Consider the following 12,365-nt stretch of genomic DNA (forward strand, 5'->3'; position numbering starts at 1 on the left):
AAGAATCTTTCGCAGGGGTGGAGGAGAGGTTTCAACCTCAACACACTCAGGGAGAGAGTTTCATGAAAAACGCAATCTGGCACGCGGTGGGCCTTGGCCTCGCCGCGTGGTCGACCGTCGCCTCGGCCGCCGGGGAAATCAAGCTGCAGCAGGTCACGTCCATCGTGTCCAGCAAGTACGGCATCTCGCAGCAGAGCAGCACCTTCGAGGTGAACGTCGCCAACCTGGCCTACAACAAGCAAGTGTTCGCCCACTACAAGCAGGCGGACGGCAGCTGGGTGGACCTGCCGCTGACCTACAGCCGTGCCGTGGGTTCGGGCCGGGAAATCTGGACCACGTCGTACTCGCCGCCGCTCAATACCACGTTCGACCTGCAGTTCGCCCTGAAATACGTGGTCAACGGGCAAACCTACTGGGACAACAACAACGGCAACAACCACTTCGTGCCCAAGGATTCCGGCGCCCACCTCGGCGCGGGTATCAATGTCCACAACCTGTATTACCAGCCGACGGTGCGCCTCGGGGTTTCGGACGCGTATGTGTACGGTGCCGCGGCGCTGCGGAACCTCGCCGTGCTCAAGGACGTGACCATCGTCTATTCGACCGACAACTGGGCCACGACGAAGAGCACCACGGCGACGTACTCGCCGAACCACTGGGCCGGCGCGTACAGCTCGGCGGCGAACCCCAACGCCGACGGCATCGAGGTGTGGCCGTTCTCGCTGAACGTGGGCGCGGGCGCCTCGCAGGTCGACTACGCGATCCGCTACACCGTCAACGGCGAGGTGCACTGGGACAACAACGGCGGCCAGAACTACCGTTCGGCCCTGGTGCGGCAGTAAGGCAGGGGGCGCGGGGCGTCAGCCCCGCGCAGGTGGGCACAGCAGGCCGATGAACATCGGGCGCAGGTACAGCTCGGCCACGTTGTCCTCGGTGATCTCGCCCACCCAGTGTTTCAGGCCCGCGGCGCCGCTGATGAGGCCGGTGCCGATGTGGCCGGCGATGGCCTGGTCGATGGTGCGGATCGACCCGTCGATCATGCCGTCCACCACCACGCCGGTCTGGCGGGTGGTGAGCCGGTTCATCGTGCGGCTGACCTCCGCGCGGCGGGCCGGGTCCACCACCGCGCTGATGGCGCCCAGGCGCAGCAGCGGCCCCTCGGCCGACAGCTGGAACCGCGACAGCGCGCGGGTGCTGGCGCAGGCTCGCTCCCAGCCGTTGCCGAAGTTCCGGTCGCTGAAGGCGAGCGCGGCGCGGATGATCTCGAAGGTGCGCTCGAAGCACGACCAGACGAGGTCTTCCTTGTTGTCGTTGTGGTGGTAGAACGAGCCCTTCGTGACGTTCAGCTGGGCCGAGATCTTGTCCACCGAGGCGCCCCGGTAGCCGTGTTCATTGACCATGTGCGAGGCCGCACGCAGGAAGGCCTCGGCCACCGGGTCGGCGTCGCGGCGGAACTGCCAGGCCAGCTCCTCGGGCGTGGGCGGGGTCCAGGAGGAGCCCCCGCCGGCGCTGCCGTTCACGAGGATGTCGCTCACGCGCGTGGCCACGTCCTCGTACTCGACGGCCTCGTGGCGCACGATCCACGCGCGCATCCAGTGGCCCATCGACACCACGCCGTAGGCGCGCGCGTTCAGGTCGGCGCGTGACAGCGCGGCCGTCTCGGGCCCGCGCAGCAGGTCGCGCACCTTGCGGAACAGGGTCGTGTAGGCGGCCGACACCTCTTCGAACTGCGGGCTGGGCAATGCACGCATGTCGTTGAACAGCACGAGCGGCGGGTGTTCGCCGAGGTCGACCGAGGCGAAGAGCAGGGCGAGTCCGCGGAAGTACGCAGCCACGCGCCCCGCCACGGTGCGTTCGGCACGGGCCGCGTCGGCGACCTTCGAGAACGCCTCGATGGAACGCTGGAAACATGCGCTCGCGAGGTCTTCCTTCTTGCGGTAGTAGTACGTGACGCTGTTGGTCACGAGCCCCACGCTGGCGGCGATCTCGGACAGCGTCGCGCCCTTGACCCCGTGCTGGTTGAACTGCCGGGCGGCCGCCGAGAGGATGGCCTCCCGCTTCTCCTGGTAACGCTGGGTCTGAGGGGCAGACGTCGTCGACGGCATCGGGAACTCGGGGGTTGGGCGGTGGGCCCGGATTATGCCGTCCGGACCACCCGGCTTTCGTTGCTGCTGTGTTGCATGGGTGGCGGGGCGACGGCCGAGGTGACCGGCGGGTGCACCAGGTGGCAGGCCACCGCGCGGCCGCCGCCTGTGGAGGTGAGCACGGGATCGACGGTCTTGCAGACGTCCGTGGCCATCGGGCAGCGCGGGTGGAAGCGGCAGCCCGACGGCGGGCGCAGCGCACTCGGCACCTCGCCGCGCACCGGGATGCGCGGGCGCTGGCGCTCCACCTCCGGATCGGCCACCGGCACCGCCGACATCAGCGCCTGCGTGTACGGATGCAGCGGGCGCGCGTAGAGGTCGTCGCGGCTCGCGATCTCGACGATGCGCCCGAGGTACATCACCGCGATGCGGTGACTGATGTGGCGCACCACCGCGAGGTCGTGCGCGATGAAGAGGTACGACAGGCCCAGGCGCTGCTGCAGGTCCACGAGCACGTTGACCACCTGCGCCTGGATCGACACGTCGAGCGCCGAGACGGGCTCGTCGCAGATGATCAGGCTGGGCTCGAGCGCGAGGGCCCGTGCGATGCCGATGCGCTGGCGCTGGCCGCCGGAGAACTCGTGCGGGTAGCGGTCGGCCATGTAGGGCAGCAGCCCCACGGTGGCCAGCAGCTGCGCCACCCGCTCGTCGTACTCGGCCTGGCTCGACACCAGCCTGTGTACGGCCAGCGGCTCGCCGATGAGGTCGCGCACCCGCATGCGCGGGTTCAGCGAGCCGTACGGGTCCTGGTAGACCATCTGCATGCCGCGGCGCAGCGGGCGCATCTTCGCCTTGTCGAAGCCGGTGATGTCCTGGCCCTCGAAGATGATGCGGCCGCCGGTCGGTTGCAGCATGCGAAGCGCGGCGAGGCCCGTGGTGGACTTGCCGCAGCCCGACTCACCGACAAGGCCCAGCGTCTCGCCGCGTTTCAGCGAAAACGACACGCCGTCGACGGCCTTCACGGTGGCGCGCGGCTTGCCGAAGGGCCACGAGGGGCCGACGGGGAAGTGCACGGACAGGTTCTCGACCCGCAGCACCTCGTCAGTGGCCGCGGGGAGGGGAGCGAGGTGGTCAGACATCGGCGAAACACGCTTTCTGGTGGCGGGGCTCGGGGCCCTGCACCACCGTGAGTTCCGGGCGCTCCGCGCGGCAGCGGTCGTGGGCGAGGCGGCAGCGCGGGGCGAACGCGCAGCCCGTGGGCAGCGCGGCGAGGTCGGGCGGCTGCCCGTCGATGGGGATCAGGCGCTGGGTGGTGTCGCTGTCGAGCCGCGGCACCGAGGCCATGAGGCCCTGGGTGTACGGGTGCTTCGGGTTCTTGTACAGCGCCATCGCGGGCGCGGTCTCGACCACGCGGCCGGCGTACATCACGACGACGCGGTCGGCGTAGCGCGCCACCACGCCGAGGTCGTGCGTGATCAGCACGAGCGCGGAGTTCGCCTTCGTGGCCAGTTCCTTGAGCAGGTCGAGGATCTGCGCCTGCACCGTGACGTCGAGCGCTGTCGTGGGCTCGTCGGCGATGATCAGCTGCGGCTCGCACGCCATCGCCATCGCGATCATCGCGCGCTGGCGCATGCCGCCCGAGAACTGGTGCGGGTACGCGTCGCGGCGCGACAGCGCGTCGGGCATGCGAACCCGGCCGATCAGGTCCACGGCCCGCTCCAGCGCCTGCTTCCACGGCGTGCGGCGGTGCAGGTTCACCGGTTCGGCGATCTGGTAGCCCACGGTCAGCGCCGGATTCAGCGACGACATGGGCTCCTGGAAGATCATCGCGATGCGGTTGCCGCGCACCGCGCGCATCTGCGCGTCGGTGAGCTTGAGCAGGTCCTGGCCGTCGAACAGGATTTCTCCCTGTTCGATGCGGCCGGGTGGCGACGGGATCAGGCGCATGATCGACATCGCCGTCACGCTCTTGCCCGAGCCCGATTCGCCCACGATGGCGACGGTCTCTCCGGCGTCGACGTCGAACGACACCCCGTCCACCGCGGTGACGTGGCCGCGGTCGGTGCGGAAGCGGGTGGTGAGCCCGCGGATGCGCAGCAGCGGCTCGGTCATCGTCAGTACCCCATCTTCTTCTTCAGGTCCTGGTCGACCCACATGCGGGCGTGGATCGGGCCCGGGCGGGCGGCGCCGGCACGCAGTTCGCCGCCATAGTTCTTCACCCACGGCCACCACGCTGTGTAGACGTACTGCACCGGCAGCCAGATGTACGGCGCCTTCTCGATCACCTCGCGGGTCATCAGCTTCGTCATCGCGAGGCGGCGGCGTTCGTCGGGTTCGGTGAGGATCGCGTTGAAGCGGCGGTCGAAGTCGGGGTCGGCGTACATCGACACGTTCCACTGCTGGCCCGTCACGAACTGCTTGCGCAGCGAGGTGGTGGGGTTCGTGGGCGAGTTCGTCATGAAGTAGCCGGCCGCGTGCTTCTTGCTGTTCATCGCCGACAGGAAGGCGCCGTACTCCAGCTGCTGGATCTCCATCTTGATGCCGACCTTCGACAGGTAGCTGCCGAGCATCGCGAGCAGGTCGGCCTCGGCGGTGACGGCGGTGGCCTGCACCTTGAACGTGAAGCCGTTCGGGTACCCGGCCTCGGCCAGCAGCTTCTTCGCCTTCGCGGGGTCGTACGTGAAGAGCTCCTTGACCGCGGGGCCCATGGCTTCGAGCGGCTCGTACGAGCCGACGTAGTCCGGGTGCTGCGGGAAACCCATCATCTCGGCGTGCCCGCCGAAGTACGACTTCAGGATCTCCTGCTTGTTGACCGCGAGGTTCATCGCACGGCGCACGCGGATGTCGTCGAACGGTTTGGTGTCCATGCGCATCGCGAGGAAGGTGCTGCTCATGCCGAGCCAGCGCGACCACTGCAGCTTCGGCGCGCTCTTCTTCAGCTCGTCGACGGCGCTCCAGCGCACGGCCTCCAGCACGTCGATCTTGCCGGTGCGCAGGCCCGTGAGCCAGGTGGCCTCGTCCTTGATGGTGCGGTAGACGATTCGGTCGGCGAAGGGCAGCTTGTACTTCTGGCCGCCGATGGTTTCCGTGTCCCAGTAACCGGCGTTCTTCGTGTACGTGTAGGAGTTGTTCTGCACGTAGTCGGTCAGCATGTACGGGCCGGTGCCGTTGGCGTTCTTCCAGTTGTTGGCGCCGGCGGTGACCACCTCCTTCGGCACGATGGCGGAGTAGTAGCCCCAGCCGAAGCGGTAGTCCCACTCGGCGTTGTACGCGTTGAACGTGAACACCACGGTGTGTTTGCCCGTGGCCTCCACCTTCTCGACGTGGTCGAAGTAGTTGGCGATCTTCTTCGGGCTCTTGTTCAGGCGGTCGTAGGCGTACACCACGTCGTCGGCCACCAGCTCGCGCGCTTCCATCACGCCGGGCTTGGCCGGGAACATCACGCCCTTGCGCAGCTGGATCTCGATGCGCAGCGGGTTCTGCTTCCATTCCCACTTCTCGGCCAGCTCGCCCCGGATGGACTCGGGCGGCAGCCACGCGTCGGCGTAGTACGGGTAGGGGCCGCCGTTGCGCTTGGCCTTGGTCAGGTCGGCCGCGAACAGCTGCTCGTAGACGAGGCCGGTGTCGACGTTGTGCTTCCAGTTGTAGTCGGCCGGATCCCACGACAGTGCGCCGATGGTGATGTAGGGCGTGCCGATGGTCAGCTGGCCGCCGTACTGCGGCTTGGCGGGCTGCGCCAGCACGGCGGCGGGCAGGGCGGCCAGGGCGAACGCGGCGATCAGGGGGCGGAGGGCCATGGGAGAGTTCCTTTCCGTGGAGACTGCGGGAGGGATCGGTCGATGGGTCAGCGGCTGCCGCGCATGCGCGGGTCGAGCAGGTCGCGCAGGGCGTCGCCGAACACGTTGGTGGCGTAGACCACGAGCGTCAGGCACAGGCCGGGCGCGAGCGCGAGCCACGGGCCCTGGAACATGAACTGGCGGCCGGTGCCGGTCAGCATGCCGCCCCAGGTGGGCGCCGGCGGCGGCACGCCGAGGCCCAGGAAGGCGAGGCCCGATTCGGCGAGGATCACCGCGCCGATGCGCGTGGTGAACAGCACGATCACCGGCGGCAGCACGTTCGGCACGATGTGCTTCCAGAGGATGCGCGGCGTGGACGCGCCGATGGACTGCGCCGCGTGCACGTACATGTTCTCGCGCACCGACACCACCGCGCTGCGCACGATGCGCGAGCCGCCGATGCCCAGCAGCAGGCCCAGGGTCAGGATCACGGTGGTCATGCTGGGCCCCATCACCGAGACCACGACGATCAGGATGACGAGGTCGGGGAAGCTCATCCATGCGTCGACGAAACGCTGCACCAGCATGTCGGCCTTGCCGCCGAGGTAGCCGCTCACGACACCGATCAACAGCGACACGAGCGTGGCGAGCGTGGCGGCCGACAGGCTGATGATGACCGACAGCTGGGCGCCGTAGAGGCAGCGCGACAGCACGTCGCGGCCGAGGTTGTCGGTGCCGAACGGGAATTCCCACGATGGGGCCTTCAGCCGCTCGATGGGGTTGATCTCGTTGTAGTCGTGCGGGGCCAGCACGTCGGCGAAGATGCCGCAGAACAGGAACACGAGGAACAGCACGCCGCCCGCGGCACCGAGCGGCTTCTCGCGGAACATGCGCGTGGTCAGGCGCCACACGCGGTGCGCGAGCCGCGCGCCGGGGACCACGCGGCGGCGCGGGGCGGCCAGCGCGGCGGAAGGGGAGGTCTGCAACGTCATCCTTGCCTCACGCGGGGATCGAGCAGGCCGTAGCTCAGGTCCACGGCCAGGTTGATGAGCATCACGGCGACCCCCACCACCAGGAACACGCCGGTGATGACCGGGTAGTCGCGCTGGCTCACGGCGTCGATCAGCAGCAGGCCCATGCCCGGGATCACGAAGATCTGCTCGATGATCACGGCGCCGCCCACGAGCAGTGGTGCCTGCAGGCCCACGAGCGTGATGACCGGGATCAGCGCGTTGCGCAGCGCGTGGCGCCACACCACGCGGCGCTCGTCGAGGCCCTTGGCCCACGCGGTGCGGATGTAGTCCTGGCGCAGCACCTCGAGCGTCATCGTGCGGGTCATGCGCATCGTGACGGCCGACAGCCCCATGCCCAGCACGGCGGCGGGCAGCAGCATGTTCTTGATGTTCTGCAGCGGGTCGTCGGCGAAGCGCACGAACTCGACCGGCGGCGACCAGCCCCACCAGATGGACGGGAACACCATCACCATCGTGCCCACCCAGAAGCTGGGGACGGCCAGCAGCAGGATGGAGAACGAGCGGGTGATGTAGTCGCCGGCGGTGTCCTGGCGGATGGCCGAGTACACGCCGATGGGCACCGCGAGCACCAGCGCGAACACGAGGGCGATCAGGCCCAGCTCGAAGCTCACCGGCAGCCGCTGCGCGAGCTGTTCCCAGACGGAGTCACCGGCCCACAGCGACTGGCCCAGGTCGCCGCGGCTCACGATGCCGCCGATCCAGTGCAGGTACTGCTGCCACATCGGCTTGTCGAGGCCCAGCGTGGCGAGCAGCTGCTCGCGGCTCAGCTGCTGGGCCGAGATGTCGTTCTCCGACAGCATCATGTCGATGACGTCGCCCGGGATCAGGCGAACGGTCACGAACACGATCAGGCTGGCGAAGAAGAGGGTGGGGATCAACCCCAGCAGGCGGCGGATGGCGTAGGTGCTCATCGCCCGGGACCCCTGCTCGTTTCCGAGGCATCAGGTCCGCATACCCATTCTTCGGTTCCGCGGGAATTGGTGTGCATGCTCGTCCAGTGAAGTGGGGGGCAGCGGGGCCTCGGGCCCCAGGACATCATGTCCCAGTAGCGGCAAAACATTGCGAGGGCAAACACCTAGGCCTGTCCGAATTGGAAATCCACGCCCGGTGAAAGCCCATACCGTTAGTTCTAAACGTGTCACCTAGGTGCGGAAAGTTCCATTGCTTTCTGCTAACGTGGCCGCACACCGAACTCACCCTCAAGGAGCACCATGGATTTCTCGATGTCGCAGCGGCAGCAGCACTGGCAAGGCCGCGTGAAGGACTTCATGCAGAAGCACGTCTACCCCGCCATCCCGGTCTACACCGCGCAGATGAAGGCGTTCGGAGACAACCGCTGGCAGGTGGTGCCGGTGGTGGAGGAGCTGAAGGCGGTCGCGAAGGCCGAGGGGCTGTGGAACCTGTTCCTGCCGAAGGACTCACTGCCCGAAGACAGCCCGTACCGCGGCGCCGGCCTCACGAACCTCGAGTACGCGCTGTGTGCCGAGGAGATGGGCCGCGTCGGCTTCGCCTCGGAGGTGTTCAACTGCTCGGCGCCCGACACCGGCAACATGGAAGTGCTGGCTCGCTACGGCTCCGAGGCCCACAAGAAGGAGTGGATGGAGCCGCTGCTGCAGGGCAAGATTCGTTCAGCCTTCCTGATGACCGAACCCGACGTGGCGTCGAGCGACGCCACCAACATCGAGACGTCGATCCGCCGCGACGGCGACCACTACGTCATCAACGGCCGCAAATGGTGGTCGTCCGGCGTGGGCGACCCGCGCTGCAAGATCGCCATCGTGATGGGCAAGACCGACCCCGACGCGCCGCGCCACGCGCAGCAGTCGCAGGTGCTGGTGCCGCTCGACACCCCCGGCATCGAGATCGTCCGCATGCTGCCGGTGTTCGGCTTCGACGACGCGCCGCACGGCCACGCCGAGGTGGTGTTCCGCGACGTGCGCGTCCCGGCGTCCAACCTGCTGCTGGGCGAGGGCCGCGGCTTCGAGATCGCCCAGGGCCGCCTCGGCCCGGGCCGCATCCACCACTGCATGCGTTCCATCGGCAGCGCCGAGGTCGCGCTCGAGAAGATGGTGCGCCGCCTGCAGGCCCGCACGGCCTTCGGCAAGAAGCTGTCCGACCACTCGCTGTGGGAGGAGCGCGTGGCCACCGCTCGCATCGACATCGAGATGACCCGCCTGCTGTGCCTGAAGGCGGCCGACATGATGGACAAGGTGGGCAACAAGGTGGCCCGCCTGGAGATCGCGATGATCAAGGTGCAGGCCCCGCGCATGGCGCTGCAGATCATCGACGACGCCATCCAGGCGTTCGGCGCGGCCGGCGTGTCGAGCGACGCGGGCCTGGCCAAGCAGTACGCCAGCATGCGCACGATGCGCATCGCCGACGGGCCGGACGAGGTGCACAACCGCACCATCGCCCAGCTGGAGTACGGCAAGTACCGCGGCTGAGGATCAGCCTTGCAGCGCCTTGCCCACCTCGTTGCGGCCTTGCACGGCGCCCGACTCGGGCACGTACTCGTCGTCGCGCGCGGAGATGGCATCGAACTGCTCGGCGATGCGCTCCGGCGTGTCGGCGTCGAGGCCGAGGTGCACGCCCTGCGTCATCGTGACGTAGGCGCGCTCGAAGGTGCCGGCGCCCGCGCACAGGATGGCGCGGCTGGGCGCGTCCTCGCTCACGAGGTACAGCAGGCCCGGGGTCACGGCCTCGGGCTTGAGCTTCTCCAGGATGGCCGCGGGCATCAGGCCCTCGGTCATCGCGGTGGCCGCGGTGGGCGCGAGGCAGTTGACGCGGATGTTGTCCTTCGCGCCTTCGAGCGACAGGGTCTGCATCAGGCCCACCAGGGCCATCTTCGCGGCGCCGTAGTTCGACTGGCCGAAGTTGCCGTACAGGCCGGACGACGAGGTCGTCATCACGATGCGGCCGTAGCCCTGCGACTTCATCAGGTCCCACACGGCCTTCGTGCAGATGGCCGCGCCCATCAGGTGCACGTCCACCACGAGGCGGAAGTCGTCGAGGGTCATCTTCGCGAAGCTCTTGTCGCGCAGGATGCCGGCGTTGTTCACGAGGATGTCCACGCGGCCCCAGGCGGCCACCGTGTCGGCCACCATCGCGGCCACGGCGTCCACGTCGGTCACCGACGCGTTGTTCGCGCGCGCTTCGCCGCCCGCGGCCACGATCTCGCGCACCACGGCCTCGGCCGGCGTGTCGCCGCCTTCGGCGGGCGCCCGCCCGAAGTCGTTCACCACCACCTTCGCGCCACGGGCCGCGAGGGCCAGCGCGTGCTGGCGGCCGAGGCCGTTGCCCGCGCCCGTGACGATGGCGACCTTGCCGTCAAAACGAATGCTCATGTTTCTCTTCCAGTGATCCGGGTGGGTTGTGCAGGAACCGAGCGGGCGCTCGGTCCGGAGGCCGACACCCTATCAGATGCCGGTGTCGCGCGGCAATCGCGCGATGCGGCCCCGTTCTCGTTTTTCCCCTGAACTTCAAAGGAGACATCCACCATGACCACCCTCTTCTCGCTGGCCGGCAAGGTCGCCATCGTCACCGGCTCGTCGCGCGGCATCGGCAAGGCCATCGCCGAACGCATGGCCGAACACGGCGCCAAGGTCGTGATCTCGTCGCGCAAGCCCGAGCCGTGCGCCGAGGTGGCCGCCGCCATCAACGCGAAGTACGGCGCCGGCAGCGCGATCTCCGTGCCCGCCAACATCTCGTCGAAGGACGACCTCAAGCACCTCGTCGACGAGACCACGCGGCAGCTGGGCAAGGTCGACATCGTCGTGTGCAACGCCGCGTCGAACCCGTACTACGGCCCGATGGCCGGCATCGAGGACGACCAGTTCCGCAAGATCCTCGAGAACAACGTGATCGCCAACCACTGGCTGATCAACTTCGCCGCGCCGCAGATGATCGAGCGCAAGGACGGCGCCATCGTGATCGTCTCGAGCATCGGCGGCCTGCGCGGCTCGCCGGTGATCGGCGCGTACAACATCTCGAAGGCCGCCGACTTCCAGCTCGCGCGCAACCTCGCCGTCGAGTACGGCCCGCACAACATCCGCGTCAACTGCATCGCCCCGGGCCTCATCAAGACCGACTTCGCGAAGGCCCTGTGGGAGAACCCCGAGACGCTCAAGCGCGCCACGTCCACCACGCCGCTGCGCCGCATCGGCGAGCCCGACGAGATCGCCGGCGCGGCCGTGTTCCTCGCCTCGCCCGCGGGCTCGTTCCTGACGGGCCATGGCCTCGTCGTGGACGGCGGCGCCACCATCTGACCCCACGACCTCCGCCGCACGATGGACGACCTCACCGACTTCCGTGCCCGCACGCGGGCGTGGCTCGAACAGAACTGCCCGGCGGAGATGCGCCGGCCGCTCACCAGCGAAGACGACACCTGCTGGGGCGGCCGCCGCTGGACCTTCGCGTCGCCGGCCCAGCGCACGTGGCTCGAACGCATGGCCGAACGCGGCTGGACCGTGCCCACGTGGCCGCGCGAGTACGGCGGCGGCGGGCTCTCCGGCGAGGAGGCCAAGGTGCTGCGCCAGGAGATGCGCGCGCTCGGCTGCCGCTCGCCGCTCGACAGCTTCGGCATCTGGATGCTGGGCCCGGCGCTGCTGAAGTTCGGCACCGAAGCCCAGAAGCTCGAGCACCTGCCGAAGATCGCCCGTGGCGAGATCCGCTGGTGCCAGGGCTACTCGGAGCCCGGCGCGGGCTCCGACCTCGCGTCGCTGCAGACCCGGGCCGAGGACCGCGGTGACCACTTCGTCGTCAACGGCCAGAAGATCTGGACCTCGTACGCCGACCGGGCCGACTGGATCTTCTGCCTCGTGCGCACCGACCCCGGCGCGCGCAAGCACACCGGCATCAGCTTCGTGCTGTTCGACATGGCCACGCCCGGCGTGTCGGTCAAGCCCATCGTGCTGATCTCGGGCAAGTCGCCGTTCTGCGAAACCTTCTTCGACGACGTGCGTGTCGAGAAACACAACCTCGTGGGTGCGCTCAACGGCGGGTGGGACATCGCCAAGTACCTGCTGACCCACGAGCGCGAGATGATCGGCGGCATCGGCGACCGGGCCAGCGCCCGGCCGCTCGGGGCCACCGCCGCGTCCCTGGTGGGCGTGGACGAACGCGGCCGCCTCGACGACCCGCTGCTGCGCGCGCGCATCGCCGAGTTCGAGGTGGACGAGGCCGCGTTCCGCGCCGCGATGGAACGGGCCGGCGACCTGGCCCGCGCGGGCCAAGGCAACCCCGCCTTCTCGTCGGTGCTGAAGTACCTCGGCGCCGAACTCAACAAGCGCCGGCAGGAACTGCTCGTCAGCGCCGCCGGCAGCGATGCGCTCGACTGGGACAGCGACCGCACGAGGCAGGGGGCGCTCGCCCGCGCCTGGCTGCGCAGCAAGGGCAACTCCATCGAGGGCGGCACGAGCGAGGTGCAGCTCAACGTGATCGCCAAGCGCATCCTCAACCTGCCCGGAGCCTGA

At 68.6% G+C, this 12,365-nt stretch carries 11 protein-coding genes; 4 read left to right on the forward strand and 7 right to left on the reverse strand.

Features of this window, described 5'->3' with window-relative positions:
• Window positions 1–62 precede the first annotated feature (62 nt).
• The gene (locus tag A4W93_RS04520) at window positions 63–842 is read left to right on the forward strand and encodes a carbohydrate-binding protein (RefSeq protein WP_169726505.1); all 780 of its coding nucleotides are present in this window, start codon (window positions 63–65) and stop codon (window positions 840–842) included.
• 18 nt (window positions 843–860) lie between these two features.
• On the opposite strand, the gene A4W93_RS04525 is transcribed toward A4W93_RS04520, so the two are convergent.
• From A4W93_RS04525 to A4W93_RS04550, 6 genes are read right to left on the reverse strand one after another with little or no spacing between them, the layout of a single operon-like run.
• Entirely contained in the window at window positions 861–2,105 is a 1,245-nt protein-coding gene (locus tag A4W93_RS04525) for a TetR/AcrR family transcriptional regulator (protein WP_085749478.1), read from the reverse strand.
• 32 nt (window positions 2,106–2,137) lie between these two features.
• The gene (locus A4W93_RS04530; protein ID WP_085749479.1) at window positions 2,138–3,223 is read right to left on the reverse strand and encodes an ABC transporter ATP-binding protein; all 1,086 of its coding nucleotides are present in this window, start codon (window positions 3,221–3,223) and stop codon (window positions 2,138–2,140) included.
• On the reverse strand, window positions 3,216–4,196 hold the full coding sequence (locus A4W93_RS04535; protein ID WP_085749480.1) for an ABC transporter ATP-binding protein: 981 nt from the start codon (window positions 4,194–4,196) through the stop codon (window positions 3,216–3,218). The genes A4W93_RS04530 and A4W93_RS04535 overlap by 8 nt, the downstream gene beginning before the upstream one ends.
• Before the next feature lie 2 nt (window positions 4,197–4,198).
• Window positions 4,199–5,881: an ABC transporter substrate-binding protein gene (locus A4W93_RS04540; RefSeq protein WP_085749481.1), complete on the reverse strand. Its 1,683-nt coding sequence runs from the start codon at window positions 5,879–5,881 to the stop codon at window positions 4,199–4,201.
• 47 nt (window positions 5,882–5,928) lie between these two features.
• Window positions 5,929–6,852 carry an ABC transporter permease gene (locus A4W93_RS04545; protein ID WP_085749482.1) on the reverse strand — a complete coding sequence of 308 codons (924 nt, stop codon included), beginning with the start codon at window positions 6,850–6,852 and terminating at the stop codon, window positions 5,929–5,931.
• Entirely contained in the window at window positions 6,849–7,805 is a 957-nt protein-coding gene (locus tag A4W93_RS04550) for an ABC transporter permease (RefSeq protein WP_085749483.1), read from the reverse strand. Before A4W93_RS04550 ends, A4W93_RS04545 begins: the two co-directional genes overlap by 4 nt.
• Before the next feature lie 300 nt (window positions 7,806–8,105).
• On the opposite strand from A4W93_RS04550, the gene A4W93_RS04555 reads away from it, so the two are divergent.
• Entirely contained in the window at window positions 8,106–9,338 is a 1,233-nt protein-coding gene (locus tag A4W93_RS04555) for an acyl-CoA dehydrogenase family protein (protein ID WP_085749484.1), read from the forward strand.
• Between the two features lie 3 nt (window positions 9,339–9,341).
• On the opposite strand, the gene A4W93_RS04560 is transcribed toward A4W93_RS04555, so the two are convergent.
• Complete coding sequence (locus A4W93_RS04560) at window positions 9,342–10,238, reverse strand: SDR family NAD(P)-dependent oxidoreductase (RefSeq protein WP_085749485.1); 897 nt, start codon at window positions 10,236–10,238, stop codon at window positions 9,342–9,344.
• A gap of 153 nt (window positions 10,239–10,391) precedes the next feature.
• On the opposite strand from A4W93_RS04560, the gene A4W93_RS04565 reads away from it, so the two are divergent.
• Complete coding sequence (locus tag A4W93_RS04565; RefSeq protein WP_085749486.1) at window positions 10,392–11,159, forward strand: SDR family oxidoreductase; 768 nt, start codon at window positions 10,392–10,394, stop codon at window positions 11,157–11,159.
• A gap of 21 nt (window positions 11,160–11,180) precedes the next feature.
• Complete coding sequence (locus A4W93_RS04570; protein ID WP_085749487.1) at window positions 11,181–12,365, forward strand: acyl-CoA dehydrogenase family protein; 1,185 nt, start codon at window positions 11,181–11,183, stop codon at window positions 12,363–12,365.

Source organism: Piscinibacter gummiphilus (assembly GCF_002116905.1).
GTDB lineage: Bacteria > Pseudomonadota > Gammaproteobacteria > Burkholderiales > Burkholderiaceae_C > Rhizobacter > Rhizobacter gummiphilus.

What these genes read in the sequence shown, in the direction of transcription:
- A4W93_RS04520 (WP_169726505.1), top strand. Translation starts at nt 63, where the DNA reads ATGAAAAACGCAATCTGGCACGCGGTGGGCCTTGGCCTCGCCGCGTGG.
- A4W93_RS04525 (WP_085749478.1), bottom strand. Translation starts at nt 2,105, where the DNA reads ATGCCGTCGACGACGTCTGCCCCTCAGACCCAGCGTTACCAGGAGAAG.
- A4W93_RS04530 (WP_085749479.1), bottom strand. Translation starts at nt 3,223, where the DNA reads ATGTCTGACCACCTCGCTCCCCTCCCCGCGGCCACTGACGAGGTGCTG.
- A4W93_RS04535 (WP_085749480.1), bottom strand. Translation starts at nt 4,196, where the DNA reads ATGACCGAGCCGCTGCTGCGCATCCGCGGGCTCACCACCCGCTTCCGC.
- A4W93_RS04540 (WP_085749481.1), bottom strand. Translation starts at nt 5,881, where the DNA reads ATGGCCCTCCGCCCCCTGATCGCCGCGTTCGCCCTGGCCGCCCTGCCC.
- A4W93_RS04545 (WP_085749482.1), bottom strand. Translation starts at nt 6,852, where the DNA reads ATGACGTTGCAGACCTCCCCTTCCGCCGCGCTGGCCGCCCCGCGCCGC.
- A4W93_RS04550 (WP_085749483.1), bottom strand. Translation starts at nt 7,805, where the DNA reads ATGAGCACCTACGCCATCCGCCGCCTGCTGGGGTTGATCCCCACCCTC.
- A4W93_RS04555 (WP_085749484.1), top strand. Translation starts at nt 8,106, where the DNA reads ATGGATTTCTCGATGTCGCAGCGGCAGCAGCACTGGCAAGGCCGCGTG.
- A4W93_RS04560 (WP_085749485.1), bottom strand. Translation starts at nt 10,238, where the DNA reads ATGAGCATTCGTTTTGACGGCAAGGTCGCCATCGTCACGGGCGCGGGC.
- A4W93_RS04565 (WP_085749486.1), top strand. Translation starts at nt 10,392, where the DNA reads ATGACCACCCTCTTCTCGCTGGCCGGCAAGGTCGCCATCGTCACCGGC.
- A4W93_RS04570 (WP_085749487.1), top strand. Translation starts at nt 11,181, where the DNA reads ATGGACGACCTCACCGACTTCCGTGCCCGCACGCGGGCGTGGCTCGAA.